A 25,782-nucleotide genomic window follows, 5' to 3' on the forward strand; every position below is an offset into this window, starting at 1 on the left:
TCGAACCTGCTGTGCACGCCGGTCGTGGGCTACGTCATCGGCGAGGCCCAGGTGTGGACGAACGTGGCGCCGCTGTGCGCGGTCACGGCAGCCGTCGGAACCGTCCTGTGGATCGTCTACGTGGCGATGAAGCCGCCGGTGTTCGAGGAAGACGAGAGCGAAGGCGGCCAGGCGGACGAGATCGCCGCAGCCGTGGAAGACCGGCTTCCCGCCGCATAGGCAAAAACGCGCCGCAAAGCCCTGCGCTGCGGCGCGCAACCCGCCGGACGCCGAACGCGGGGCACGAGGCGAAAGCCTACCCGCGCATACGATTGCACGAATCTAAACGGAGCGAAAAAACATGCGAGAACGGCAAACGAACGAACATCCGACCGACGAGCGCTTCGACGCCGTCACCGGGGCAACCTGCCCGGTCGAGGGCATCGCCGACGGCGGCGAAACAGACGCCGTCACCTCCGCGACGAGCTTGGCCGACGCGGCGGCGGCGCTCGATCCCGCCGGGGAAAAGGCGCCCCTGCCCGCATGCGCTCCTCCGGGCGTGAGCGCGGCGTCCGCCGAGGACGTGGACGCCGCGACGGGTGCGACGCCGGGCGTGGCGAGCGCCTGCCGCGAGCTGGGCATGGCGTCGGTCGACGACGTCGTGCGCGAGCGCGGCATCAAACCGCCCGGCGTGGCGTGAGCCCGGCCGCAAGAAGCCGTTGTCGAACATTCGCGGAATCGCGCGCTTCAGGCGATGGCGCAGGTAGCAAGGATCCTGAAGGAAGTACCGGATCATGCGGTTCGGCGGCTTCGATCACCCGCCGAACCGCATGATCTGGTACTCGGCGAGCAGGCGTTCGCGTGTGCGCCAATCGTCGAGGTCGATGCCGTATTCCTGCTCTATGCGGCGCACGCGGTACAACAACGTGTTGCGATGCAGGTGCAGCCGTTGCGCGACGGTTGAAGGGCGCCGCTCGAGCGCCAAGTACGAAAGCAGCAACGCGCAGTCCTGCGTGCCCGCCGCGCGGTCGGCCTCGCGCAGGCGCGCGGGCACGCTGTGCGACACGGTGAACGACACGAGCTCGTCGTCTTGGTGCTCGCTCGTCAGCAGATAGGCCACGAAGTAGTCGCGGAAACGGCAGGCGCCGCCGTCCCGAGCGCCGTCGTCCGACCCCCCGCCGTCGCCGAAGGCGACGCCTCCCTCGGCGCCGTGCTCCTCGGCCGCCGCCATCTGCAGCGCGATGTCCGCTTGACGGTACGCGTAGCGCAGGTCTTCAACGCGGTCGAGCAGGTCGGACAGCCCGGCCCTGCCGCCGAACTCCAGCGCGTGGCGTCCGATCGCCGCACGGAAAGAGTCATCGCAGTCCGCGAGCGAGCGCAGCACGAGCGCACGGTTGTCCTGCAGTCCGACCACCGCATCGGGGAAGAGGTCGAGCAAGCGCAGGCATGCGTTCACCGCCAACTGCCGTTCGTCGTCACGGTACCCGTAATCCACCACCGCCAGCTCGAACCGTCCGTCGCGCGATAGGCCCGTCGCACGGAACCACGCCTCCAAGTTGCGGCGCGAAACGGGCATGCCGGCCGCCAGGTCGGCGAGCACGCGAGCGGGGCCTTGATCGAACAGCCTGCTGGCCGGCAGCTCCTTCTTCAAGTTCAGCTCGATGCACGTGCAAAGCAAGGCCAGCTTGTCCAGCAAGCCCTCGGTGAGGGGCCGACGGTCGCAGTGCATGACGAGATGGGCGGCGTAGACGCCCTCCACGCGAAAGATGCACTCCACGATGGGGCAGCCCCCATAGCCCTCTAGCACGTGCACGCCCGTTTGCGTGCTCCATCGCTGCGGGCGGCCGTGCCGTCTGAACGAGTCGAGCGCCTCCCTGCTGAGCCTGCCCTGCTCGATAGAATCGCGCATCAGAGGATCGGGCGGAAGAAGCCGGCGCGTGTGCGCGATGATGCGGAACCCCGCGTCCGACAGCGCAAGGGAGTTGCCGAGCGCTGGTTCGGCGGCGTCTGCAAGCTCCTGGTAGCCCCCGCCCGCGAGCAACGCCTCCTGCATGCGGGCAATCCACGCCTGCGTGTCGGCGAGCTCGGCCGCCGCGCAGGCGGCTGCATGCGCGGGCGTGCAGGAAGCGCGCAGGACGAACAGGCGCTCCGCCACGGCGTCTGCCACGGATGCGGCCGCGGCGTCGACCGGCTTCGTGGCGACCGCATCCCCAGCATCCGCCGTCGACGCCGAAGGCTCCACGGCCGATCCGCCCGCACTCAGCGCCCAGCCACCCGGGTGGCGGGTCAGGTACGCGAGGCACGAGGCCTCGTCGCCCACGAACAGCGTCGAGCCCACCGTGGCGCGCAACGCGCCGAGCGCGCAAAGCTCCCCTTCCCCGTCCGCTATGACGTGGGAGAATCGCGGAGACGCGCCTTCGGGGGCGACGAGCACGGCACCGCTGCCCACCCTATCCGCCACCATGTTGCACGTAATTGTCATAATGCTGCATTATAGCGTATATTCATGTGCATTTTGACATATCTTTGGGTGGATGCGCATTCTAAGATAATGCCAGGTTTCCAAGGCCCTTCACGATTCCGGGCCTACGCGCATCGAAAGGGGTACGTCCATGAAGCGAAGCGTCACCGACATCAAGCTCACCGTGAAGCCCGTGTTCATCGGCTTCGAGCACCAGTACTACTACGAGGGGCCCTGCCGCATGGCGGGCGGGGACGCCATCAAGCCCGGGTTCGACGCCGTCGTTCAGGGCAAGATGCTCAAGGGCTTTTTGGCCAACGTAAACAAGTACGTGGCGTCGACGGGCGCGAACGTGCTCGAGCCCGCCATCGTGCGCGGCACCGACGACTGGGACATCAAGGACTCCTACTTCGAGGAGATGCTGGCCGACGACCAGAAAACCGACCTCTACGTGGTCATGTCGAACTTCGGCGCGAACCAGATCCTCGTGGAGTTCTGCTGCCGCACGAGCAAGCCCGTGGTCATGAACCCCACGAAGTCGTTCGGCGCCATGTCCACCGCGCCGGCCCAACGGCGCGGCGCCGACGTCCTCCCGGCCTTCGACTGGCCGGAGGTTTCGCGCTACTGCTCCATCCTGCGCGCCGAGAAGGCCGTGCGCACGGCCAACATCCTGCTCGCGCCCCGCTTCGACTCCACCACGCCCAAGGCGGGCGGCAACGACTCGTTCACCTGCCTGTCGGATGTCACGCGGCAGCTGGGATGCCATTTCCGCCACGTGAACGTGCACGAGCTCATGGACATGATGAACCCGCTGCCCGAGGAGGGCAACGCCACCACGCCCGGACGCGCCACGCCCAACATCACGCCCGAGGAGGTGGCGCGCTGCGAGGAGATGGCCGACGAGATGATGGCCTCCGCCGACCCCTGCATCGTCGACAAGGGGTTCTTGGTCAAATCGCTCGTCGCTTGGACCGTCGTGCAAAAGCTCATGGACCTCTACGATTGCTCCGGGTTCACCGCGCCGTGCCCGGACGCGTGCTCGACGCGCCGCCTGAACGAGCAGCAGTTCACGTTCTGCCTGGCGCACTCGCTCAACCTTGAGCAGGGCTTCGGAAGCGCCTGCGAGTACGACATCACGTCCGTCGTGTGCATGATCGCCGAGATGGCGCTCTCGAACAGCGCCGCCTACATGGGCAACACGCTGCCCGTCGTGGTGACGGAGGGCCGCATCGAATGGCCGGTGAACGTGCACGAGGAGGACGTGGCCGGCATCTCGCTCGAGGACGCGGCGAACATGTACTCGGTCATCCACTCCACGCCCTGCCGGAAGCTCCACGGCCTCGAGGCGGCTGCCGACGCGTACGCACTGCGGCACTTCGCCTACGACCAGGGCTTCGGCGCCATCCAACGCCACGACTTCACCGCCGATGCCGGGCAGAAGATCACGCTTTGCCGCATCTCCCCCAACCTCGACGAGATGCTCATCGTGTCGGGGGAGATCGTGACCGGCACCGGCTTCGACACCGACAACTGCAACGGCGGCTTCGTGTTCAAGGTTGCCGACACGCGCGATCTGTTCAAGAAGCAGATGCGCTTCGGCCTGCACCTGCCGCTCGTGTACGGCGACATCGCCGACGACTTGGAGGAGCTGGCGAAGCGCCTGGGCATGGAACCCGTGCGCGCGTAGCACGCCCCGCGAGGCCGCACCAAACGTGCCCTCTGCGGCGGCGTATCGGGCGCCGCAGAGGGCACGCGTTGCGGCGGCTTTCAGTGCGGTCGCAAAGCGCCGAAGAAGAGGAGATGCGATGCGTCGCGACATCAAAGAGAGGCTGCTGGCGGACAAGCGCGCGGCGGCGGACCAGGTCGACGCCGTCCGCGAGAAGCGCGCCGAGGGGACGTTGACCGCCGAGCTTTTGCGCGAGCACCTGTTTCGGTACGTGCTGGCGAAATTCGGCCTCGAAGCCGCCGAGGCGCCGAGCCGCTCGCTGGAGGACCTGGCGGAGGAGAGCCTCGCGAAAGCGCTCAGAACCGATCCCGACCAGGTGGTCGAAGCCGAGCGCCCGGCAACCTGCGACGGCGCGCGGTCGGTCGACATGAAGCAGGCGCTGCTGATCATGGCGCTGCAGCGCGAGTTCGGCGTGGCGCTCGACGGCCTGCGCGCCGGGCTCGCCGACACGACCGACGAGCTGGCGGATCTGATGTTCGCGGCTTTCCCGGCTTCGGGCGACGGAGCCGGGAAATGAGCCGCGACGCGTTCGCGCGCGGCGACTTCCCCCTTCTCGCCCGCACGGTGAACGGCCGGCCGCTCGTCTACCTGGACAACGCGGCCACCCTGCCCATGCCCCGGCTCGTGCTCGACGAGCTGTGCGCCTTCCGCTCGAACAGCTACGCGAACATCCATCGCGGCGTGCACACGCTGTCCGAGGAGTCGTCGCAGCGCTACGACGAAGCGCGCCGCATCGCCGCGGAGTTCATCGGCGGAAGCGAACCGGAGCTCGTGTTCACCTCCGGCACCACCGATTCCCTCAACAAGGCGGCCGCCATGCTGGCCCCGCGGCTCGACGAGCGGTCGAACGTCGTCATCACCGCGATGGAGCACCACTCCAACATCCTCGTCTGGCGAAGCCTGGCGCGCAGGACGGGCTGCGATCTGCGCGTCGCGCCCGTGGACGGCGCGGGCGCGCTCGACACGGGCGCCTTCCGCGCGATCGTAAACGAGGACACGAAGATCGTCGCGTTCACGCAGCTCTCGAACGTCACCGGCATCGCCAACGATTGCGCGCTCCTCAGCGGCATCGCGCACGAACGCAGCGACGCCGTGGTGGTCGTGGACGGGGCGCAAGGGGTCGTCCACCTTCCCACCGACGTTTCCACCCTCGGTTGCGACATGTACGCCTTCTCCGGCCACAAGCTGGGCGCGCCCACCGGCATCGGCGGCCTCTGGGTGCGCGGGCCGCTGTTGGAGACGCTCGAGCCCGCCTCGTTCGGAGGCGGCACGGTATGGGAGGTCACGAGCGACCGCGCCGTCCTCTCCGACGGCGTCGAGCGGTTCGAGGCGGGAACCCCGCCTATCGACGGGGCCGTCGGGCTGGCGAGCGCCATGCGCTACTGGCGCGCGCACGACCTGGACGCCTGCCGGTTGCACGAGCGGCGGCTGATCGACCGGCTCGAAGCGGGGCTCGCGAACATCGAGGGCGCGCAGGTGCTGGGGCGAGCGACCGAGAGGACCGGATGCCTCTCCTTCTCCGTCGACGTCGCCTCCCCCTTCGACTGGGCGAAGCTGCTCGACGGCCTCGGCGTCGCCGTGCGCTCGGGGCACCACTGCGCCCAGCCCTACCTCGAAGCGCTCGGATGCGCCGGAGCCGTGCGCGCGTCGGTCGCCCCCTTCACTTCAAAGGACGATATAGACCGCCTGCTCGAAGCGCTCGCGAAGGCCTCGCTCGTACTGAAAGGAGGCGGCGTCCGTGGACGTGCGCGAAACCGAAGAGGACATCCTGGCCGACCTGCATGAGCTGGACGACCCCGTTCTGCAGTACGCCTACCTCGTCGCCTGCGCCGGCGATGCCGAGCCCTATCCCGACAGCTTGCGCGACGACGAGCACCTCGTCAGGGAATGCCAGGTCAAAACCTGGATCGACGCACGACGCCATGCCGACGGCACCGTGCGCCTCGTCGGCGACTCGGAGTCCATCGCCATCCGCGGGGCCCTCGCCCTTTTGGAGGAGCTGTTCGACGGCAGGCGCTCCGAAGAGCTCGCAGGCTACCCGTGCGGCCTGCTGGACGACGAGGCGTTCGCACGCCATTTCACGAAAACCCAGCTGCGCGGATTGGAGGCGATCGTCAGGAAGATCATCGACTAGGCAAGCCGCAACCTAGAGAGGGGCCCGCCAGCGCGCTCAAGCGCTTCGGCGGCCGACGGGATGCGCTACGAGCAACTACCAAAAAGCCGTTCGAACGGCAAAATGAGGAGGAACCATGTCCAAATCGTGTCTCGATGTGAAATTGAACGTGAAACCGGTGTTCTGCCTGTTCTCGCATAAGTACTATTACGAAGGCCCTTGCCGAATGACCGGAGGGGACGCGCTCCAACCGGGATTCGACGACGTGCTGAACGCGAAGATCGTCAAAGGCGTCATGGCGGGCCTGCGCGCCAGCTGCCCCGACGATGCCTGCACGCTGCTCGAACCCGCCGCAGTCACCGCGACCGACGATTGGGACATCGACGACGGCTTCCTCGAGAAGCTCATGGAGGATGACGCGACGGCGGATGCGTACTTCGTTCTCACGCTGTTCGGCGCCGACCGCGTCTGGCGCGAGTTCGGACGCAAGTGCAAGAAACCCCTCGTCATATGCCCGAACCAGTGGAACCCTATGAAATCGGCCTATCTGTTCAACATCGGGGCCGAGGTCTACGTGCCCTACGATTGGCCCGAGGTGTCCGATTACCTGAAAGCGCTCAGGGCTCGCAAGGCGCTTGCGGAGGCGAACGTGCTGCTGGTCACCCGATTCGGCGACACCATGGCGCTCGCCGGAGCGGACGACTCGTTCATCTCGCTCGAACAGGCGTCGGCCACGTTCGGCACGAGCTTCAGGCCCGTCAACTTTCACGAGCTCGTCGAGCAGATGAAGCCGTTGACCGCCGAGGGCAACACGACCACTCCCGGACGCGCCACGCCCAACCTAACCGACGACGACCTGGCCGAGCTGGATGCCTACGCCGACGAGCTGATAAGCGGCGCCGAAGAATGCGACATCTCGAAGGAGTACCTGCTCAACTCGTTGAAAGCATGGAAGGTCGTCAACAAGCACCTCGATGCGCACGACTGCAGCGGCTGCGCCATCCCCTGCCCTGACCTCTGCTCCACGCGGCGGCTCAACGACGAGAAGTTCACCTTCTGCCTGAACCACCAGCTGAACAACGAACGCGGCATCGCCTCCGCCTGCAAGTACGACATCGCCGCCACGTTGACCATGATGGCCGAGCTGTGCCTTTCCGGGCAGGTGCCCTACATGGCCAACACCCTGCCCCTCGTAGAATCGCAAGGCAGCGTTCAATGGATCGACCAGATCCCCGAGCAAGACCGCTCCGCCATCGAGGACACCTCGAACCTGTACTGCGTGAACATGTCGCCCATGATGCGCAAGGTCGAGGGCGTCGAGGGACCGGTCGGCCCCTACGCGATCCGCCACTTCGCCTACGACCAGCAATTCGGCGCCGTATTCCACCGGGATTTCAACGCCGACATCGGAAAAACCGTGACGCTCGCGCGCTTCTCGGGTGATTGCAGGAAGCTGCTCGTGGTCAAGGGCGAAATCGTCAAAGGATACGGCTACGACCTGCACAACTGCAACGGCGGTTTCGTATTCCGCGTGAGCGACGGGTACCGCTTGTACAAGGAGCAGGCGAAGGTCGGCCTCATGCTTCCGCTCGTGTTCGGCGACATCACGCGCGAACTGACGCTTCTCGCCGAAACGCTGAAATTGGAAGTCGTCTCCGTGTAGAACGGGCCTCGTCGCGCCAAGCGCATCGGCACGACGCCCCTTCGATCCCGTTTGCGTCCGTCCCACCCCCGAAGGTCGAACCGGGGCGGACGCAAACATGAACAGCTGATTTTGCGGTATACTGGGTTTTCGGAGATGTTGGGGTCGCGTCCTGCGGAGGTGCTTGGCCAGGGCGCAGCGATCGTGTTCAGTTTCTCCTATGATGTTATGGCCGGGCACCGCAGGGGGGTTCGATGGACGAGGGTAAGGCTTCTTCGAAGCGCCGCATCGGCGCCATGGAACTGTTGGGGATAGGCGGATTCGCCTGCTTCTTCGGATGGATGCTCGTCTCGTACTATTGGCTGTTCGCGGAGTTCATCCAGGACACTCCCGTGGCCGAGCGCGACGGCATCCAGCTGTTCGTGTTCGCCGGCATGGCCCTGGGCTACCTGGCGCTGCACCTGGCCAGCAAGAGCAAGAAGTTCAACCCCTTCAAGCTTCCCGCGCTCGTGACCGACGCCGTGCTGGCGCTTTTGCTGCCCCTTGCGGCCCTGCTGCTGAGCTTCGACGTGCCCATTCCCTCCCCCGTGCTGTGCGTCGTCAACCTGTGCGCCGGCTTCGGCGGGGCCTCGCTCACGGTGAGCTGGCTCGATGTGGGAAGCCGCATCAGGGTGCAGAGCTACGCGCGCTTCACGAGCCTGTCGCTGGTGGGCGGCGGGATCCTCTTCGTCCTCGCGGCGCTCGTCCCCCAGGCCGTGCAGCCCGTGTTCTGCGTCGTCTACGCACTGTTGAGCGTGGGGCTGCTCCGGTTCGCCGGAGAGCGCGGAGAGGGCAACCTCGACGCCCCTCCCGTCGGCTCCTGCAAAGACACCTGGAAATTCGCCTGGGAGATCGAGCCGTCGCTCGTGGCGTTCGGCATCGTGTTCGGCCTCACGTTCGTGTACCTGTTCAACTCCGGATCGCAGAACGTGCTCGTGGGCCTGCTGTTCGTGATCGTCGGCGCGGGCGTGATCGCGGCGCTGGCGCTTGCGGGCAAAACCGTCGGCATCACCGTCATCCAACGCGTGCTGCTGTGCATCACCGTGCTGGCGTGCCTGGCCATGCCCTTCGCCACCGAGGTGTTCCAGCTGGCGTGCTCGTGCTTGGTCGTGGCCTCGTGGGCCGCGTTCGTGTCCGTGAACTACGCCTTCATCGTGAAGAAGAGCGTGGAGCGCTGGGACACGCCGGTGTTCCGCCAGGCGCCGATGCGCCTCGCGTTCAGCGCGCTGGGCTTCCTCGTCGGCTGGGGCGTGGCCACGGCCATGACCTTCGTCTACGGAGCCCATTCCGACGCCTTCATGATCGTGCGCCTGTGCATGGCGTTCGTGCTCGTGGTGGTGGTCATGCTGTTCTTCCCCTCGGCCGAGCACCACGCGCCCGACGGCGGCGTTCCCGAAGACCGCGGCGCCCAGCCCGTCGTGCCCTCGAACCTGAGCGAGAAGGAGCTTTTCGAGCGCCGCTGCGCCGCCGTGGCCGAGCTCTACCAGCTCTCGCCCCGCGAGACCGACATCCTCAAGTTCCTGGCGAAGGGCCGCAACGCCGCCTACATCCAGAACAAGCTCACCATCTCGCCCCACACGGTGAAGAGCCACATCTACAGCATCTACCGCAAACTCGACATCCACTCCCAGCAAAAGCTCATGGACTTCATCGAGGAGTACCCGGTGGAGCAATAAGATACTTTTCCAGTAGTGTTTCCAAAACAGAACGTTTTCGGGCGAAAATGTTTCTCAATCAGAAAGCGGTTGACGATAGGCAGCTAAGCGCGATCCCGTGAGGCGCCTCTTCGCCCCGGCATTCTCCCTTGTTGTTTTCCGGCTTCGCCGGAACGGGCGATCTGGAGATCGCCCCTACGGGGAGCTCCCTCAACCTGCAAACCCCCGCAGGTTGAAACCCCCTCACCCCCACGGACCCTTTGCTCGGCCTACGAGGAATCGGAGGGGCTGCGCGGGCCCGCTGTAGATTCCCCCTTCGGGGACTTGCCTCGCTTCGCTCGGCGGCGCCGCACCCCGTGAGCCGAACAGCCCTGCGGGCTGTTCGCGCGAGCCAGGACTGACCGAGCGGCGAGCCCATGCCGCCCGCCGATGCGCCCAGGTCGACCCAGCCGAGCAAAGCCCCAGATCACCACCTCATACCAATGTACTGATTCGCAATCTGCATACTCATTACGCGATACGCTCATACCGTGCGCATGCTTTACTCGCACCAACCCTAGAGGGGGCGGACCGATTGGGGCGGACACCCGACAGGACCGCGAATCGAGAGGAGTTGCGATGGTTGAAAACGCAGTCGCGGAGAAGGACCGCGACGAGATCGGCACATCCAAAGAGGAGAACCAGTTCAACTTTGGCGCCGGCAAGAAGCAAGAGGTCGACCCGCGCTGGAAGCATCCGGGCGAATGGCAGTACGAGGAAGACGGCATGATCGTCACCCGCACCTCGGTGTGGTCCGCTCCGGGCTGCCACGAGGGCTGCGGCGTGCTGGTGTACTCCGACAAGGAGACCGGCAAGTTCATCAAGTGCGAGGGCGACCCGGACGACCCGTACAACCGCGGCGCGCTGTGCCCGCGCTGCTTGGCCTTCAAGCAGGTCGAGTTCCACCCCGACCGCATCCTGTACCCCATGAAGCGCGCCGGCGAGCGCGGCGAGGGCAAGTGGGAGCGCATCACGTGGGACGAGGCCCTCGAAACGTGCTACAAGGAATTCCGCCGCATCGCCATGACGTACGGCGGCGACTCCATCCACGCCCTGCGCGGCACCGCCCGCGACAACCAGTGGCAGGTCGGCCGCATGGTCAACACGTTCGGCAGCCCGAACGAGTACGGCTTCCTGTCCGGCACCGCCTGCTACCTGCCCCGCCTTTCGCTCATGATCATGACGTACGGCGGCATGCTCATCGCCGACTTCTCGCAGTTCTCGGCGCTGCGCTACGACGATCCCGAGTGGGTCTGCCCCGAGTGCACCATCGTGTGGGGCTGCAACCCCACCATCTCCAACCCCGACTTCTTCATGGGCCACTGGGTCACCGACGCCATGAAGCTGGGTTGCAAGCTCATCTCCGTCGAGCCGCGCGTCACGTGGCTGGCCGCGCACGCCGACATCCACCTGCAGCTGCGCCCCGGCACCGACACGGGCCTGGCGCTCGGCATGATCAAGGTCATCATCGACGAGGACCTATACGACCACGACTTCGTCGACCGCTGGACTTACGGCTTCGACCAGCTGGCCGAGCGCGCCCGCGAGCTGTCGCTTGACCAGGTGGAGGAAATGACCTGGGTGCCGAAGGAGAAGATCGTCGCCGCCGCGCGCCTGTTCGCCACCTCCAAGCCGGCGAACGTCGTGTGGGGCCTCGCCGTCGACATGCAGAGCCAGGGCACGCCCTGCGCCGCCGCCATCGCGGCGCTGTGGACCATCACCGGCAACCTCGACGTGCCGGGCGGCATGTGCTACACCGCCTCCCCCATGGGCGTCGACCAGCCTTCCGCCGGCGCGTGGGGCATCTACGACCTCATCAACGAGGAGATGCAGAAGAAGCGCGTGGGCTGGAAAGAGTTCCCCATGTACCGCTACGGCCTCACCCAGGCCATGCCCGACATGTGCCTCGAGTACATGGAGGCCGACAAGGTCAAGGGCGTGTGGATCCAAACGTCCAACGGCATCGCCTGCATGAGCTGCGAGGTCGACCGCTGGTACAAGGCCATGAAGAAGCCCGAGTTCATCGCCGCCGTCGACATCTTCATGACGCCGACCATCCAGTCGTGCGCCGACATCGTCATGCCGGTGCAGACCTGGGCCGAGAAGCACTCCGTGCGCGCCCACTACTACTTCCTGTCGGCCATCACCGGCGGCTGCGCCGCCGAGGGCGAGGCGAAGTCCGACTGCGAGATCAACCGCGAGCTCGCCCAGTACTTCGACAACGACGACGAGTTCAACCAGGCCATCGGCCGCCCCGAAGGCAAGCAGCACACGTGGCCGTGGGCTACCGAGGACGAGGTGTACGACGAGATCGTGAAGCCCTCCGGGTTCACCTTCCACGAGCTCATGGAGCACGGCCCGGTCTACCAGAAGTACGTGTACAAGAAGTACGAGAAGGGCCTCATGCGCCCCGACGGCCAGCCCGGCTTCAACACCCCCACCGGCCGCATCGAGTTCTACTCCACGCTGTTCGAGAAGTTCGGCTACGATCCGTTGCCCTACATCGAGGAGCCCGGCATCGGCCCGGTGACCACGCCGGATCTGTACGAGGAGTACCCGCTCATCATGATCACGGGCGCCCGCACCACCTCGTTCTTCCACTCCGAGCACCGTCAGATCCCCTACCTGCGCCAGCTCACGCCCGATCCGTGGGTGCAGATCCACCCGCGCACGGCCAAGGACCTCAACATCTCCGAGGGCGACTGGGTGTGGATCGAGAACCACCGCGGCCGCTGCCGCCAGCGTGCCCGCCTCACGTTCGAGGTGCACGAGAAGGAAATCGCCGCCCAGCACGGCTGGTGGTTCCCCGAGCAGGACGGCGCCGAGCCGAACCTGTACGGCTTCCGCCAGTCCAACATCAACCAGCTGCTGGCCAACAAGCCCGGCACGACCGGCTTCGGTGCCGACCTTAAGTGCACGCTGTGCAAGGTCTATCGCTGCAAGGAGGAGGAACTGTAATGGCCCGCAACGGAATTCTCGTCGATTACCAGTACTGCACGGGATGCTACTCGTGCGAGGTGGCCTGCCAGGCCGAGCACGAGCTGCCGCTCGAGCAATGGGGCGTGCGCGTCATGCAGAACGGCCCCTGGCCCGTCAAGGACGCGGAAGGCAACGAGACGGACAACTACGTCTACGACTTCATCCCGTCGTTCACGAAGATCTGCGACCTGTGCGCCGACCGCCAGGAGAAGGGCAAGCTTCCTTCCTGCGTGTTCCACTGCCAGGCGAAGTGCATGGAGTTCGGCCCGGTGGACGAGCTCGTGAAGAGCCTGGACGCCAAGCCGCAGCAGTACCTCTGGGTGCCGCCCTGCGCGTAAGGTAAACTATTGACGGATGGGACGGTTCGCCGTCCCATCCCTGCTTCGTTCCACGAACGCAGGTGGAACCGTAGGGGCGATCTCCCGATCGCCCGCTCGCGCGCAGCGCGAGAACGCTGCCCTCGGTTGCTTTTCCGGCTTCGCCGGAACGGGCGATCAGGGGATCGCCCCTACGAGTCATCCTGCGGGTACTTTAAGGGGAAAACATACCAAGGGGGCATTATCATGGCTGAATTGACTGCGGATCAAATAGCCAAGCAAGACAAGGTTTCCGGAAAGGCATGGGGCATCCTCGCCGTCACGTACCTCGCGAGCTTCTGCGCGCCGCTGTGCCAGTTCAAGATCCCGCCGCTGGCGTCGTGGCTGTTCCCGGCGTTCCACGGCGCGCTCGACTCCGTCACGTTCGGAACGCTCATGAGCGCCATCGCCATCATCGGCGTGGTGCTGGCCTTCCCCGCCGCGTTCATCGCGCGGCGCATGGGACTGAAGAACGTCATCCTGCTGTCGGTGGCGTGCCTGGGCGTGGGCTCGGCATTGGGCGGGCTGACGAACGACCTCGCCGTGCTCATGGGAAGCCGCCTTCTGGAGGGCGTGGGCATCGGCCTCATCGGCGTGGCCGCTCCGTCGTGCGTGACCATCTGGTTCCCGGAGCGCAAGCGCGGGCTCGCGCTGGGCATATGGGCCACCTGGGTGCCCGTCGGCTCGGTCGTGGCGTTCAACACCGCGCCCGCCATCGCCGGCGCGTTCGGCTACCAGGCGGTGTTCTTCGCCATCGCGGCCGTGTGCGCCGTGGCGTTCGTGCTGTTCGCCCTCGTGTACAAGATGCCTCCGGGCGCCACGGGCGACATGGGCGTGGAGGGCACGTTCAAAGAGTCGCTCAAGTACTGCAAGAACCGCCGCATCTGGATCCTGGGCGCCGTGTTCTTCCTGTTCGCCTTCACCACCATCGGCATCATGAACACCTACTACAACACGTTTCTGGAGACGCAGCTGGGCTTCGACGCGCAAACCGCCTCGACGCTCTCGTCCGTCATCATGTTCCTGTCGCTCATCGTGGCGCCGCTCACGGGCTTCGTGTCCGACCGGCTGCCGCTCGGCCGCAAGTACATCGTGGGCCTGGTGATGATGCTGCTGCTCATACCCACCGGCTTCTTCATGTTCTACGTGGGCAACGGAGCCATCGCCGTCATGTGGGTCACCATCGTGCTGCAGGGCGTGGGCGGCGGCATGTGCGGAGGCAGCCTGCGCCCCATGGCCCCCATGCTCATGCGCAACACCGCCATGGGCGCCACCATGGCCATGGCCATCATGCAGCTCTGCCAAAACCTCGGGTCGGCCGTGGGATCGCCGCTGTTCGGCGCCGTTATGTCGCAGACCGGCTGGCAGACCGCGAGCCTGGTTCTGCAGCTTCCCGCCTACGTGCTGGCCTTCATCCTGTGCTTCTTCATCCTGCCGCGCGGCAAGAACGTGAAGAAGCTCGACGACGTGCCGGCCGAGGAGGCGTGGCCGAGCGGGTTCTAGCCGCAACGAGCGGGACGGCGTGCGAGCGCTGCGCCGCCCCGCTCGCACCACCCTTGTCACAGCGCCGTCGAGTTCGAAGGAGCCACCATGGACTATCAAGGACTGAAGGAAAGCATCGACCAGGCGCCGCTGGCGTCGCGCGCGGCGCTCGAGCGTCTGCTGCTGTACGTGTCGACAGGCCCGAACGTCTCCCCCGACTACCAGCCGTACCTGGAAGGCACCTCGTCCTACCAGGACTTCTTCAACGCGATCTACGCCGACGACGGCAAGAAGAGCACCTCGGTGTGGGCCGAATGGGCGTCCCTCAAGCGCAAGAGCTGGCTGAACCGCTTCGAGCCCGACATCCTGCTGGAGAACCTGCGCCTGAAAAGCGACGGCCTGCCGGTGCAGTTCGGCACGGGCCTGTTCTTGGCCCCCACGGGCAGCCGCGACAACATCGCGAACTTCTACGTGTTCAAGCAGGGCGCGTTCAACGCGGAGGCCGCCGAGTTCGTCACGTCCATCGGCGGCACGTTCGTCTGCGCCGGCTACGAGTTCGCCGGCATCTACGGCGTGTACAAGTACCGCGGCAGCGTGATATTCGAAGAATGGGAGGCCGACCGCGAGCCGGTGCCCGTCGAGAAGGACTAGCCGCAAGAAGCATGCCGGTTCTCCCGTAGGGGCGCTCTCCAGAGCGCCCTCTCGCGCGCCGCGCGAGAGGCGGCCCTCGGTTGCTTTTCCGGCTTCGCCGGAACGGGCGCTCTGGAGAGCGCCCCTACGAAACCAAATGCGTGGAAAAGGAGGCCCGCCATGGGCCGCAAGAGGAACCGTCCTCGAAAAAAGAAGGAGGCCCGCCATGAGCCGTAAGAAGAAGATGACGCCCGCGCAGAAGGCGGCGGCACGCTGGGACGAGGTGGACGCGGTCGCGCCGGAAGATGCGGCCGAGACCGCCGTCCGGAAACCCGACCAAGCCCCTCCCTCCTTCTCGGCGAAGAACGTGCTCGTGGCGGCAGCCGGCATAGTCCTCGTGGCCGTGGCGGGCTATTTCTCCATGGGCGGCATGGCGGGCTAGCCGCAACCGAACAGCACCCCCCTCCTCCCAGAAGGGCCGGCTCCGGATCGTCTCCGGAGCCGGCCCTTCTTGTTTTTCCCACCCCTTCTCGTTCCCGCCCTCTTCTCTGTGGCATTAGAAATTGAAATACCCAATTGCAAAAGTGTCGGACTGCCGACAGGCCTCCGTCCATGCGGCGTGGCTTAATACAGGTAGCGAAAAACAGGTTCCCCCAAGACAAAACCGAAGAGCGCAGGGCGGCTCGCTTTTACAAGCGAGCAGGTCAAACGCTGGAAAAACCACACCGAGCATCGGTTCGGCACGGAAGGCCGCCGTGGCGCCTCCCCTGGCGAACGTCGCCCGGACGAAGCATCTCAGCAACGTGCTGTGTGCGATAGAAAGCAGAAGCGTCAGCGGAGGAAAGAGGGTACCATGGGCAGGCCAACAGTGTTTCCAACCGGAACGACCATCTACGATCCCGAGAAGTGCCAGAGCGGCTACACCTTGTTCACCGGGCCGAACAAAGGCGTTCTCCTCATCAACATGAACGGCAAGGCCGTTCGCTACTGGAAGGACTTCCAAGGGTTCCCCTGCAAGATGATTCCCGGCGGCCACCTGTTCGGGCACCTGGGCGAGCGCGATCCCGAAGCCGCGTACCAGGACCAGACGGATCTGACCGAGGTCGATTGGGACGGCAACGTCGAGTGGACGTTCAACCGCAACCAGGAAGTTGACGACGGCGACGGCGGCAAGCAATGGGTCGCCCGCACGCACCACGACTACCAGATCGAAGGCAACCCGGTGGGCTATCACGTCCCCGGGCAGGAATCGACCAACGATTTCAACAAGGTGCTCCTCCTCACGCACAACGACGTGCGCAAACCCAAGATCTCGCCGCAGCTTCTGCTGGACGACCGCCTGATCGAGATCGACCGCGAGGGCAACATCCAGTGGGAGTGGAGCACGCTCGACCACCTCAACGACTTCAACTTCACCGAGGCCCAGAAAAACGTCATCTACCGCGACCCCAACACCCAGGACGCGGGCGCGGAGGGCGAAGGCGACCTCTTCCACGTGAACTGCGCCAGCTACCTGGGCCCGAACCACTGGTACGACGAAGGCGACGAGCGCTTCAACCCCAACAACATCATCATGGACTCCCGCGAGGCGAACATGCTGTGGATCCTCGACCATGAAACCGGCGACATCGTGTGGAAGATCGGGCCGGACTACACGGCAAGCCGCGAGCTGCGCATCCTCGGCGCCATCATCGGCCCCCACCACACCCACATGATCCCCCGAGGGTTGCCGGGCGAGGGCAACATCCTGGTCTACGACAACGGAGGCTGGGCGGGCTACGACCAGCCCTCCCAGGTGTCGAAGACGGGCCTGAAAACCCAGCGCCGCGACGGCTCGCGCGTGATCGAGCTCGATCCGGTGACGCTGAAGGTGGTGTGGGAGTGCCGCGACACCAACGAGACCGTGGGCTTCCCGTTCAGCGCCCACAACTTCTACTCGCCGCTCACGAGCGACGCGCAGCGCCTGGAGAACGGCAACACGCTCATCTGCGAGGGCACCACGGGCAGGATCATGGAAATGACTCCCGAGAAGGAGCTGGTGTGGGAATACGTCTATCCCGACGTGGGCCCGGCCCTGCTCTACCGCGCGTACCGCATTCCCTACGAGTGGATCCCCCAGCTCGACGCGCCCGAGGAAGTCGCCATCCCCCGCTGCGACAACGCGCAGTTCCGCTTGCCCGGCGCCGAGGCCACCGGCTACGACGAGGCGGAGGTCTCGGTCGAAGGGACCACGGGCTTCCACGCCAACTCGGCCCATTGCGTGGACAAGCTCAACTAGGGCGATTCGGTCGCCGACCGGCGGCCGAGCGAGGCGGCGAACCTGGGGCGGCAGCGCCCGTCGCCCCAGGTTCGCCGCATGCCGAAGGGAAAGAAGGGGAACATGCAAGAAACAAGGTCAAGCCTGCCGAACCGATGGCTCGTGTTCGTCGTCGCGGTGATCGGCTCCATCTGCGTCGCCGTCTCATGGTTCAAAATCACCGGCACGATGGTGTTCATCAAAGGCGAGTACGGCATCGACATCACCACGGCAGGATCGCTCATGAGCATCACCGCCCTGGCCAACCTTCTCATCGCCCTGCCGGGCGGCTCCATCGTCAGCAAGTTCGGCGTGCGCAAGGTGTGGTTGTTCGGCATCGCCTGGTGCCTCGCGTTCAACGTCCTGGGCTACTTCGCCCCGGACTTCACGACGCTGGCGATCACGAGGTTCTGCGAGGGCATCAGCGTCGGATTCGTGTTCATCATAGCCCCGGTGATCATCACCGAGGCGTTCCCGGCCGAGAAGCGCGGCCTGCCCATGACGCTCTGGTCCATCTGGTCCACGGTGGGCACGCTGATCATCCTCAACCTGTGCAACGTGTTCACGCCGCTGTTCGGCTGGCGCTCCAACTGGCTGGTTGCCGCAGCGTTTCTGGCTGTGGCCCTCGTCCTGAACTTCCTGTTCTGCAAGGTTCAGTCCGACATGGACAAATCCGTCAAAAACGCCGAGGCGAAGCAGAACGGAGCGCCCAAGAAGAAGGGCGCCTGGGGCGCGTGCTTGAGAAACCCCGCTTGCGTCTGCATCTGCATCGTGTTCTTCGCGGCCATCTTCGCGTTCAACGTCTACACGTCCTATTACCCCACGTTCCTGCAAAGCACGCTCGGCATCCCCTCCGCCGACGCGAACTCGATCTCGACCGTGCACACCTACTGGATGATCTTCCTCTGCCTGACGTTCGGCTTCGCGCTGAACAAGATCGCGAACAAGCACCATCCCAAGATATTCCTCACCCTCACCTTCTTCGTCGTGGCGGGCGGCACGCTCATGTGGAACATGCCCTCGATCCCCTTGGACATCGTCGCCATCCTGCTGTGCGGCACCGGCATGCAGCTTATCGGACCCATGGCCCACAACCTCGTGCCCGACACCGTGGCGCCCCATGCCGTGCCCATCGGCATGGGCATGCTCTCCTTCGCCTCGGGGCTCGGCTCGATGCTGGGCCCGGTCATATGCGGGCAGGTCGTCGACGCGACGGGCAGCTGGGGCCTCATGGCCGTGCCCGTGGGCATCGTGGCGCTTACGGGGATCGCCGCGGCGATCGTCGTGCTCAGGAAAATGTACAAGGGCGGCACCGCGCAGCTTGCCGAGGGCGCGGCGGCCGTCAAGGAAGGAGGAGTGGCGGCATGAGCAAGTTCGAATCGCTCAACACGGCGGCTTTCGAGGAGATCGTGGAGAACGACGGGGAGAAGTGCCTGGTGATGTTCTCCCGCAAGTCCTGCACCGTCTGCCAAAGCGTGCACGCCAAGCTCGAGGCGCTCAAAGACGACTACCCTTCCGTCCCCTTTTACGAAGTGGACGTGGAAGAGCAGCCGAGGCTGATGGCGAAGCAGCATCTGAAGGGCGTGCCGCAGACCCTTTTTTTCGCCGACGGCGAGGCGCGAAGCCGCATAACCGGGGACGCGAGCGAGGACGACTTCGCCGATCGGATCGAAGAGCTGTAACACGTTGATGCCGGCCCGCCCTTCCGTTCGCCAGGAGCGCCATCAGCCATCGCGGGCGAAAGGGACCGGCATCCTGTTGTCGAGGAGAAATCTCATATGGACGAATACTACGACCTGATCGTCATAGGGGGCGGCCCGGCCGGCCTGGCGGCGGGCATCTACGGGGGCCGGGCGCGCCTGAAAACGCTCGTGCTGGAGAAGGGCAACGTGGGAGGGCGCGTGTACGACACGCGCGAGATCGTGAACTACCCTTCCGTCGAGCACAGCTCGGGCCCCGACCTCATGGCGAAGATGGCCGAGCATGCCCGCGCGTTCGGTGCGGACATCCGCCAGCAAACGGTTCGCAGCGTGGACTTCTCGAGCGACGACAAGATCGTGAACGTTCGGAAGGCGGCCTACCACGCCAAGGCCGTCGTCCTTGCGACGGGCACGAGCCCGCGCGTGCTGGGCATCCCCGGCGAGAAGGAGTTCGCCGGCCGCGGCGTGAGCTACTGCGCCACCTGCGATGCCGAGTTCTACCAGGACGAGGACGTGGTCGTGCTGGGCAGCGGGGATCAAGCCATCGAGGAAAGCGAGTTCATCGCGAAGTTCGCCCGCAGCGTCACGATCGTCGTCGTGCACGACGAGGGCGTCCTCGACTGCAACAAGCTGGCGGCGGAGCATGCCTTGAAGAACCCGAAGCTGCGCTTCCTTTTCAACAGCACGATCGCCGAGGTGTACGGACGCGACGAAGTCGAGGGCGTGAAGGTCAAGGACGTGCGCACCGACGAGGCGCGCGACCTTCCCTGCCAAGGCGTGTTCTTCTTCTGCGGCATGGTTCCCGCGACCGATTTCCTGGGAGACCAGGTGCCGCGCGACCCCCGCGGCTGGCTGCGCACCGGCGACGACATGGACCTCGGCGTAGGCGGCGTGTTCGCGGCCGGCGACGTGCGCCAGAAGTACCTGCGCCAGGTGGCGACGGCCGTGGGCGACGGGGCGGCGGCGGCCACGGCCGCGGAGCGCTACATCGCCGAGATGGAGCAGTTCCGCGCCGACGTCCTCGAAAGCGACGAGTCCGTGCTCTTGGGATTCTGGGATCCGGGCCTTCCCGGCAGCATGGAAGCCCTCGGGGAGCTGCGCGCGCGGAACAGGAGGCTCGAAAAGCCGCTCCGCTTCCTCGAGTTCGACGTCAACCTCAAGCGGGGCATCGCCTCGAAGTACGGCATAGCCCTCAACGAGCAGAACAAGGCCCAGGTCGTGCGCGAAAACGGAAGGCAAGGCTAACCCGGGCGCAACGCCCCGTCCGCCCGATGCCGGCAGGTTCCGGGCCCGATGGAACGGACGGGTGCGGCGCGGCGTTGCGCATCGCCGGAGAAAGGCGCTATGATGGGCGGAGGAGGCCCCGCCCCGCCCGCTCTCGGACAAGGACCGCCCGAACGGCGCCCCTGATGGGAAGGTGATCGTTTTGAACCAGACGGATCCCGAAGTCGGACTGCGGTTCGGGCCCCCCGTGCGACGCTGGAACCTGTCCGACTGCGACATCCTGGCGGAGCCCTCCTTCGCCAGCTCCTGCTTGCGCCATCCCGTGTTCGGCGAGCTCTTCCGCCGCAAAACCTACAAGCTGGGCGAGACGATACGCACCATCGGCACCCCCATCAAGGAGTTCGGCATCGTGGTGGACGGATGCCTCAAGTCGTGCCGCAGCACGGTCGACGGCGACGAACTGTGCAGCGCGTACTTCGAGAAGGACGACGTGTTCCCCGAGCTCCTCTACTTCACCGGCACGAAGGAGTACACCTACAACCTGTCGGCCGCGAAGCGGACCACGGTCATGTGGCTCGGCGCGCCGTACTTCGAGCTGATGCTCAGGACCGACGACCAGCTGCTGTACCGTTTCATGCTCTACCTGTCGAAACGGGGGCTGAAAAACCAGATGCTGCTCGCCTGCCTGCGCTATCGCACGATACGGGAGCGCGTGGCGTTCTGGCTGCTCGAAATGGACGGCATCGCGCAGGGCGACCGTGTGCAGCTGCCCGCCTCGCAGACGATCTGGGCGAACGAGCTGCGGGTGTCCCGCGCCTCCCTGAACCAGGAAATCAAGCGCATGGAGAGGCTGGGCTATTTCCGCATCAAGGGCCACCAGCTGGAACTGCTCGACCGGGAGGGCCTCGGCAACCTTCTGTGAGGCATCACCGCATGAGGCGCAGGCGCTCCTCCACCAGGTCGATAAGCTCCTGCTGGGCGTGCACGCCCACTTTCTGGTAGATGTGGTAGACATGCGTCTTGACCGTGTGGTACGAGATGTGCAGGTCCTTTCCTATGCGTTCCGTGCTGTAGCCGCGCACGAGCAGCTCCATGACCTCGCGCTCGCGCGGCGACAGGCGGTAGCGCAGCGTTATGGCGTCGTGCACGCTCTCGACCGCCTCCTCCGACACATGGGCGGTGCCGCCGGCGTCGCTGAACTTCCACACGTAGCGCGTGAGCATGGCGACGATGGCCACGACCAGCCCAACGCACACCACGGGCAGCAGCGCCTTGAGGGCGTCGTCCGTCAGCAGCATGCCGTAGCCGACCGCCCATCCCAGCACGAGCCCCGCGAGCTGCGGATAGCGCCCCGTCGCCCACGACTTCGCCTGCGGGAGCCGGTTCGCGGCGATGATGCTCCGCAGCCGTACGACGTTGAGCACGTCGTACGTGGTGAAGCACATGACCAGCAGGCTGCAGCACAGCACGAGCCCGAACGGGTTGCTGAACGGCAGCAGGAGCAGCAGGAACGCGGCGATGGGAAACAGGAACGTGAGCAGCACGCGCACGGACACGCGGTTCTTCAAAAACACGCTGTACAACATGAGGAAGATGCCGGGCACGCACAACGACAGCCAGATGAACTCCAGGCTGCCCGACATGATGCTGAGCGAGATGCCCAGGCAGTACGCGAGGCCGAACACGACGCTCAGCAAGAACAGCTCGCCGCGGAAGCTCAGCAGCGCCTTCACCGCCGCGTTGCCGGCCGTTTGGGAAGGCGCGCCCTCGCCCGTGGCGGACGCCCCGTGCGCGGATTTGCCGCCGACCTTGCGCGCCGATGCGGCTGCGCCGGCTTCGTCGCCGGCGGATGCGGAAGATGCGGGCGTGTTCAGCGGCACGAAAGCCGTGAAGCACACGACGAACACCGTGAGGACGAGCCGCACGTTGTCCTGCAGGCCGAGCAGCAGCAGGTAGAAGAAGCCGGACAGGAAGAGCGCCAGCGAGTTGATGGCGCAGAACCGCCCCTGCCCCGCATCCTGCAAGCCGCTGAACAGGCGCAAAAACGCCGCTGCGGTGCCCGCGCCCATGAGCAGCCAGGCCGCGAAGACCACGGGCGGCACCAAGGGAACCCCCGCCCGAGCGAGCGCGGACACGACGACGATCGACAAGCCGGCCCCAACCGAGAACAGCGCGAGGAACGGCGTGCGCTCGAAGAACGTCGCCGTGCGCAGCCGCGAGACGACGATCATGAACAACGCCGCACCCAGAAACCCGAACCCCTTCTGCAGGATGTCGAAGCGCACGAAGGCGTCCGAGGAAACGACGAACACGTCGAGCGAGTAAGCGATATACAGCCAGATCCAATAGCACGAAACCGCGACGGTCGGCAGAACGGACCATTCGTGCACGAGCGAGTCGGGAGACGGCCCCCGTCCGCCCGCCAGCCGACGCAGTACCCTTGATGCGCGACCTTTTTCCGTTTGCTCCTTCACCCCGCACCCCCTCCTGCAAGGCCGCCGCGCCGCATGCCGTCGAAACGGCGGTGCCCGACGCGGCGACGTCGGGCGAACCTGAGTCTCTACATCATCGTTTTACCTGATCACACCCACATTCTAACATTTCATCGCGCGTGACTCCCGGTGGCGGAACGCATACCCCGGCACCCTCGTCGAGCACGCGGCGCCCCGCCTCCTGCAACTGCGCGCACACGGTTGCCCCCGTCGTGCCGTCGACGTCGAAGACGTCGCCGCTCGATCGCTCCTCCCTCAACGCGCGCCTCCCTTCCTTCATCGGCGGCCGCCCTCCTCGCGCTTCCCGCACGCGTCGGGCGGCGGCCGCCTGCCTTCGCGCCTAGGCGAGCGCCACGAGCGCCTGCTTCGGCTTGGAACCGATCCGACCTGCCAAATCAGACAGCTTCCCGTACTCCAGGCACTTGGCCTGGCAGTGCTTCACGCAGGTGGGAACACCGCCCGCCTGCGTGCGCGCCGCGCACAGGTCGCACTGGTCCGTGAACGCCGGCTGGTATCCCACCTGCCAGCGCTCGCCGTCCTCTCCGTAGCTCCACGGACCCGCCTCGCACACCACCACGCCGCATTGCCCCACGGGGAAGCCGTGCTCCACCGCGCACGCCATCTCGCACGAATGGCAACCCGTGCACCACTCGTAGTCAACCAGCAGCCCGTACTCCGCCATGTCACTCGCCCTCCTTCACCTTGTACACCTTGCATAGGTTCGTCTTGTAGTTTCCGCCGAAGCCGCTCTTGCCGTTGCCCCAGGGTATGAGGTTGTTGATGCACAGCTCGCCGATGTCGTACAGGTTCTCCGGATCGCCTTCGGGGTTCCACCAGCCGTGGTCGGCCGCCACGATGCGCGGGTCGAAGATGGGCGTCTCCTTCACGCGGCGCTTCGCGCGCCCGAGCATGTTCTCCACCCACACCCAGTCGCCATCCGCCACGCCCAGCCGGACGCACGTCTCGGGATGCACCTCGATCCACGGGTCGGGGTGCATGGCCAGAAGCCGCTTCGCCTGGCGGTGCTCCGAGTGGAAGAAGGGCCAGCGACGCGCACCCGTGCACAGCACGAGCGGGTACTCGTCCAAAAGCTCGGGCGTCGCGATGGGACCGGGAGAGGGCTCGTCGAACACGGGCAGCGGGTCGAGCCCGGCGTTCTTGTAGTAGGTCGACCAGAGCTCGATGCGGCCCGTGGCCGTGTAGAAACCGGGGCTGCCGTCGGGGCGCAGCAGGCCTTTCTCGTGCTTCTTGTACTCGAACGGAAGGTACACGGGCGCGACCTCGCGCAGCTCGGGAAACGTGATGCCCGACGTGGCGATCATCTCGGTGAACATGTCCTCCACGTTCTCCCACGGCCACGCCTCGGGCGCGAGCCGTTTGCCCAACGCCAGGTTGATCTCCATGTCCGACTTGCATTCGCCGATCTGGCACACCTTGTTGATGGCCTCGGCGCGCTGCGCTCCGTCGCCCAGGCGCACGCCGTCGCGCTCGGGGAACATCGCAGCCGGCAGCACCATGTCGTAGAACGCCATGATCGTGGGGGTCATGAACAGATCCGCGCCCGCCACGAAGTCGAGTTCGCGGAAGCATGCGGCCACTTCGGTGGAGTTGGCCGACATGCAGGCCAAAAAGTTCGACGTTTGCACCCAGGCGGCCTTGATGGGGTACGGGTCGCCGGTCTTCATGGCCTCGATAGTGGTGTTGGGGTGCGCGGCCTGGAAGCCCAGGCGGAACAGCGAGTACTTGTCCAGACCGAGGCGCTTCTCGTTCTGCTCGTCGCCCAGGAGCTCGAAGCCCCAGCCGCCGCCGTAGTTCAGTATCTCGGGCGGCACGATGATGCCGCCGGGCACCTCGACGTTGCCCGTCACCTGGAACAGCGCCATGATGGCCTGGCCGGCCGGCAGCGCCTCCTTCGTCATGTCCACGGCCACGCCCCACTGCAGCGTCGCCGGCTTGGATGCGGCCAGGATGCGCGCCGCTTTGCGTATGCGCTCGGCCGGCACCCACGTCGTCGTCTCGGCGTACTCGGGCGTGAAGGGCTGCACGTGCTCGCGCAGCTCCTCGAAGCCGTAGCACCAGCGGTCGACGAAGTCGTGGTCGTACAGGTCCTCGTTCACGATCACGTTCATCATCGCCAGCGCGAGCGCGGCGTCGGTGCCCGGACGCACCGGCAGGTGCACCTCGGCCTTCGCGGAGAGCCAGGTGACCTTGGGGTCGATCATGACGATCTTCATCCCGCGCTTCATGAGATCGACCACCCAATGGCCGAAGAACCCGTCCGAGTTGGCGATAAGCGGGTAGTTTCCCCAGATGAACATCGTTTCGGGCAGCTGCCACGCCGGGTTGTCGTAGCGGTCGGGGAACTGCTGGGCGCAGTCGGCGACCCAGAACGCGCCCGTCGTGGCGATGCAGCCGGCCACGCGCGGCAGGTAGCAGGCGTTGCCGGAGAAGATGTTCACGAAGTTCGGCGAGCCGAACGACCAACACAGCCGCGTGATGTACGGCGCGATGTCGCGCCCGGTGCCGCACGAGAAGATGACGGACTCGGGGCCGTACTCGTCCTTGACCTTTGAGAGCTCGGCGGCGACCAGGTCGAGCGCCTCGTCCCAGCCGATGCGCTCCCACCGATCCTTGCCGCGATCCTCCTTGGCACGGCGCAGGGGGTGGGTGAGGCGCTTCGGATTGTGCACCATCTCGGGCAGGTCCAGGCAGCGCACGCACAGCCTTCCCTCGTTGAACGGGTTCTCCGGGTCGCCCTCCACCTTCACGAGGTCGCCCTCGTCGTTCGTGTACAGCAGCACGCCGCAACCCAGATGGCAGCCCGGCCCCGACCACGCGCTGCCCCGCGTGACCGTCAAATCGCCGTCCCGATACGTGTAGGGCCTCTCGTGCTCGATGAACTTGTAGTCTCGCTCTTCCATGTGGAACTCCTCTCTCGTCTCCCTTGCCTTAACCGTTGTTCGCCGCCG

At 65.7% G+C, this 25,782-nt stretch carries 22 protein-coding genes; 18 read left to right on the forward strand and 4 right to left on the reverse strand.

Going from position 1 to position 25,782, the window contains the following annotated elements; all coding sequences use genetic code 11:
- Both HCH03_RS08245 and HCH03_RS08250 read left to right on the forward strand, forming a co-directional pair.
- Positions 1–219 (forward strand): hypothetical protein (locus HCH03_RS08245; protein ID WP_221689112.1); only part of this gene is annotated, 219 nt, incomplete at its 5' end.
- A gap of 121 nt (positions 220–340) precedes the next feature.
- The gene (locus HCH03_RS08250) at positions 341–679 is read left to right on the forward strand and encodes a hypothetical protein (protein WP_221689113.1); all 339 of its coding nucleotides are present in this window, start codon (positions 341–343) and stop codon (positions 677–679) included.
- 114 nt (positions 680–793) lie between these two features.
- Here HCH03_RS08250 and HCH03_RS08255 read toward each other — a convergent pair whose 3' ends face one another.
- Complete coding sequence (locus HCH03_RS08255; RefSeq protein WP_221689114.1) at positions 794–2,461, reverse strand: PucR family transcriptional regulator; 1,668 nt, start codon at positions 2,459–2,461, stop codon at positions 794–796.
- Positions 2,462–2,591: 130 nt separating this feature from the next.
- Here HCH03_RS08255 and HCH03_RS08260 point away from each other — a divergent pair, with 130 nt between their 5' ends.
- The 16 genes from HCH03_RS08260 (at position 2,592) to HCH03_RS08335 (ending at position 21,243) form a co-directional block, all read left to right on the forward strand.
- The gene (locus HCH03_RS08260; RefSeq protein WP_221689115.1) at positions 2,592–4,127 is read left to right on the forward strand and encodes a hypothetical protein; all 1,536 of its coding nucleotides are present in this window, start codon (positions 2,592–2,594) and stop codon (positions 4,125–4,127) included.
- A gap of 118 nt (positions 4,128–4,245) precedes the next feature.
- Positions 4,246–4,683 (forward strand): hypothetical protein, encoded by a 438-nt coding sequence (locus tag HCH03_RS08265; RefSeq protein ID WP_221689116.1) that lies wholly within the window; start codon positions 4,246–4,248, stop codon positions 4,681–4,683.
- A complete protein-coding gene (locus HCH03_RS08270; RefSeq protein ID WP_221689117.1) occupies positions 4,680–5,951 on the forward strand; it encodes an aminotransferase class V-fold PLP-dependent enzyme in 1,272 nt (423 codons plus the stop codon). Before HCH03_RS08265 ends, HCH03_RS08270 begins: the two co-directional genes overlap by 4 nt.
- On the forward strand, positions 5,905–6,300 hold the full coding sequence (locus HCH03_RS08275) for a SufE family protein (RefSeq protein ID WP_221689118.1): 396 nt from the start codon (positions 5,905–5,907) through the stop codon (positions 6,298–6,300). Before HCH03_RS08270 ends, HCH03_RS08275 begins: the two co-directional genes overlap by 47 nt.
- A gap of 115 nt (positions 6,301–6,415) precedes the next feature.
- Positions 6,416–7,942: a hypothetical protein gene (locus HCH03_RS08280; RefSeq protein WP_221689119.1), complete on the forward strand. Its 1,527-nt coding sequence runs from the start codon at positions 6,416–6,418 to the stop codon at positions 7,940–7,942.
- 233 nt (positions 7,943–8,175) lie between these two features.
- Positions 8,176–9,636, forward strand: a complete 1,461-nt coding sequence (locus HCH03_RS08285) for a helix-turn-helix transcriptional regulator (RefSeq protein WP_221689120.1) — start codon at positions 8,176–8,178, stop codon at positions 9,634–9,636.
- 597 nt (positions 9,637–10,233) lie between these two features.
- Positions 10,234–12,612 carry a molybdopterin-dependent oxidoreductase gene (locus tag HCH03_RS08290; RefSeq protein WP_080142792.1) on the forward strand — a complete coding sequence of 793 codons (2,379 nt, stop codon included), beginning with the start codon at positions 10,234–10,236 and terminating at the stop codon, positions 12,610–12,612.
- Positions 12,612–12,971 (forward strand): 4Fe-4S dicluster domain-containing protein, encoded by a 360-nt coding sequence (locus HCH03_RS08295; RefSeq protein ID WP_080142791.1) that lies wholly within the window; start codon positions 12,612–12,614, stop codon positions 12,969–12,971. Before HCH03_RS08290 ends, HCH03_RS08295 begins: the two co-directional genes overlap by 1 nt.
- A gap of 225 nt (positions 12,972–13,196) precedes the next feature.
- Positions 13,197–14,492 (forward strand): MFS transporter, encoded by a 1,296-nt coding sequence (locus tag HCH03_RS08300; RefSeq protein WP_221689121.1) that lies wholly within the window; start codon positions 13,197–13,199, stop codon positions 14,490–14,492.
- Positions 14,493–14,579: 87 nt separating this feature from the next.
- The gene (locus tag HCH03_RS08305) at positions 14,580–15,122 is read left to right on the forward strand and encodes a hypothetical protein (protein WP_221689122.1); all 543 of its coding nucleotides are present in this window, start codon (positions 14,580–14,582) and stop codon (positions 15,120–15,122) included.
- Between the two features lie 205 nt (positions 15,123–15,327).
- Complete coding sequence (locus HCH03_RS08310; RefSeq protein WP_221689123.1) at positions 15,328–15,543, forward strand: hypothetical protein; 216 nt, start codon at positions 15,328–15,330, stop codon at positions 15,541–15,543.
- A 411-nt stretch (positions 15,544–15,954) separates the two neighbouring features.
- On the forward strand, positions 15,955–17,379 hold the full coding sequence (locus HCH03_RS08315; RefSeq protein WP_221689124.1) for an aryl-sulfate sulfotransferase: 1,425 nt from the start codon (positions 15,955–15,957) through the stop codon (positions 17,377–17,379).
- Between the two features lie 102 nt (positions 17,380–17,481).
- Complete coding sequence (locus tag HCH03_RS08320; RefSeq protein ID WP_221689125.1) at positions 17,482–18,765, forward strand: MFS transporter; 1,284 nt, start codon at positions 17,482–17,484, stop codon at positions 18,763–18,765.
- The gene (locus HCH03_RS08325) at positions 18,762–19,079 is read left to right on the forward strand and encodes a thioredoxin family protein (protein WP_185905931.1); all 318 of its coding nucleotides are present in this window, start codon (positions 18,762–18,764) and stop codon (positions 19,077–19,079) included. Before HCH03_RS08320 ends, HCH03_RS08325 begins: the two co-directional genes overlap by 4 nt.
- A gap of 96 nt (positions 19,080–19,175) precedes the next feature.
- Positions 19,176–20,342 (forward strand): NAD(P)/FAD-dependent oxidoreductase, encoded by a 1,167-nt coding sequence (locus tag HCH03_RS08330; protein WP_221689126.1) that lies wholly within the window; start codon positions 19,176–19,178, stop codon positions 20,340–20,342.
- Positions 20,343–20,523: 181 nt separating this feature from the next.
- Entirely contained in the window at positions 20,524–21,243 is a 720-nt protein-coding gene (locus HCH03_RS08335) for a Crp/Fnr family transcriptional regulator (RefSeq protein ID WP_246599888.1), read from the forward strand.
- A 4-nt stretch (positions 21,244–21,247) separates the two neighbouring features.
- On the opposite strand, the gene HCH03_RS16800 is transcribed toward HCH03_RS08335, so the two are convergent.
- From HCH03_RS16800 to HCH03_RS08350, 3 genes are all read right to left on the reverse strand, one after another.
- Positions 21,248–22,795, reverse strand: a complete 1,548-nt coding sequence (locus HCH03_RS16800; protein ID WP_221689128.1) for a helix-turn-helix transcriptional regulator — start codon at positions 22,793–22,795, stop codon at positions 21,248–21,250.
- Positions 22,796–23,153: 358 nt separating this feature from the next.
- On the reverse strand, positions 23,154–23,495 hold the full coding sequence (locus tag HCH03_RS08345; RefSeq protein WP_221689129.1) for an oxidoreductase: 342 nt from the start codon (positions 23,493–23,495) through the stop codon (positions 23,154–23,156).
- 1 nt (position 23,496) lies between these two features.
- On the reverse strand, positions 23,497–25,734 hold the full coding sequence (locus HCH03_RS08350) for a molybdopterin-dependent oxidoreductase (protein WP_221689130.1): 2,238 nt from the start codon (positions 25,732–25,734) through the stop codon (positions 23,497–23,499).
- Positions 25,735–25,782 lie beyond the last annotated feature (48 nt).

Origin of the sequence: Gordonibacter massiliensis (ex Traore et al. 2017) (genome assembly GCF_019731765.1) — a bacterium.
Lineage (GTDB): Bacteria > Actinomycetota > Coriobacteriia > Coriobacteriales > Eggerthellaceae > Gordonibacter > Gordonibacter massiliensis.

Excerpts from the sequence above, each read along its gene's own strand:
- HCH03_RS08250 (WP_221689113.1), top strand. The coding sequence starts at position 341 with ATGCGAGAACGGCAAACGAACGAACATCCGACCGACGAGCGCTTCGAC.
- HCH03_RS08255 (WP_221689114.1), bottom strand. The coding sequence starts at position 2,461 with ATGACAATTACGTGCAACATGGTGGCGGATAGGGTGGGCAGCGGTGCC.
- HCH03_RS08260 (WP_221689115.1), top strand. The coding sequence starts at position 2,592 with ATGAAGCGAAGCGTCACCGACATCAAGCTCACCGTGAAGCCCGTGTTC.
- HCH03_RS08265 (WP_221689116.1), top strand. The coding sequence starts at position 4,246 with ATGCGTCGCGACATCAAAGAGAGGCTGCTGGCGGACAAGCGCGCGGCG.
- HCH03_RS08270 (WP_221689117.1), top strand. The coding sequence starts at position 4,680 with ATGAGCCGCGACGCGTTCGCGCGCGGCGACTTCCCCCTTCTCGCCCGC.
- HCH03_RS08280 (WP_221689119.1), top strand. The coding sequence starts at position 6,416 with ATGTCCAAATCGTGTCTCGATGTGAAATTGAACGTGAAACCGGTGTTC.
- HCH03_RS08285 (WP_221689120.1), top strand. The coding sequence starts at position 8,176 with ATGGACGAGGGTAAGGCTTCTTCGAAGCGCCGCATCGGCGCCATGGAA.
- HCH03_RS08290 (WP_080142792.1), top strand. The coding sequence starts at position 10,234 with ATGGTTGAAAACGCAGTCGCGGAGAAGGACCGCGACGAGATCGGCACA.
- HCH03_RS08295 (WP_080142791.1), top strand. The coding sequence starts at position 12,612 with ATGGCCCGCAACGGAATTCTCGTCGATTACCAGTACTGCACGGGATGC.
- HCH03_RS08300 (WP_221689121.1), top strand. The coding sequence starts at position 13,197 with ATGGCTGAATTGACTGCGGATCAAATAGCCAAGCAAGACAAGGTTTCC.
- HCH03_RS08305 (WP_221689122.1), top strand. The coding sequence starts at position 14,580 with ATGGACTATCAAGGACTGAAGGAAAGCATCGACCAGGCGCCGCTGGCG.
- HCH03_RS08310 (WP_221689123.1), top strand. The coding sequence starts at position 15,328 with ATGAGCCGTAAGAAGAAGATGACGCCCGCGCAGAAGGCGGCGGCACGC.
- HCH03_RS08315 (WP_221689124.1), top strand. The coding sequence starts at position 15,955 with ATGGGCAGGCCAACAGTGTTTCCAACCGGAACGACCATCTACGATCCC.
- HCH03_RS08320 (WP_221689125.1), top strand. The coding sequence starts at position 17,482 with ATGCAAGAAACAAGGTCAAGCCTGCCGAACCGATGGCTCGTGTTCGTC.
- HCH03_RS08325 (WP_185905931.1), top strand. The coding sequence starts at position 18,762 with ATGAGCAAGTTCGAATCGCTCAACACGGCGGCTTTCGAGGAGATCGTG.
- HCH03_RS08330 (WP_221689126.1), top strand. The coding sequence starts at position 19,176 with ATGGACGAATACTACGACCTGATCGTCATAGGGGGCGGCCCGGCCGGC.
- HCH03_RS08345 (WP_221689129.1), bottom strand. The coding sequence starts at position 23,495 with ATGGCGGAGTACGGGCTGCTGGTTGACTACGAGTGGTGCACGGGTTGC.
- HCH03_RS08350 (WP_221689130.1), bottom strand. The coding sequence starts at position 25,734 with ATGGAAGAGCGAGACTACAAGTTCATCGAGCACGAGAGGCCCTACACG.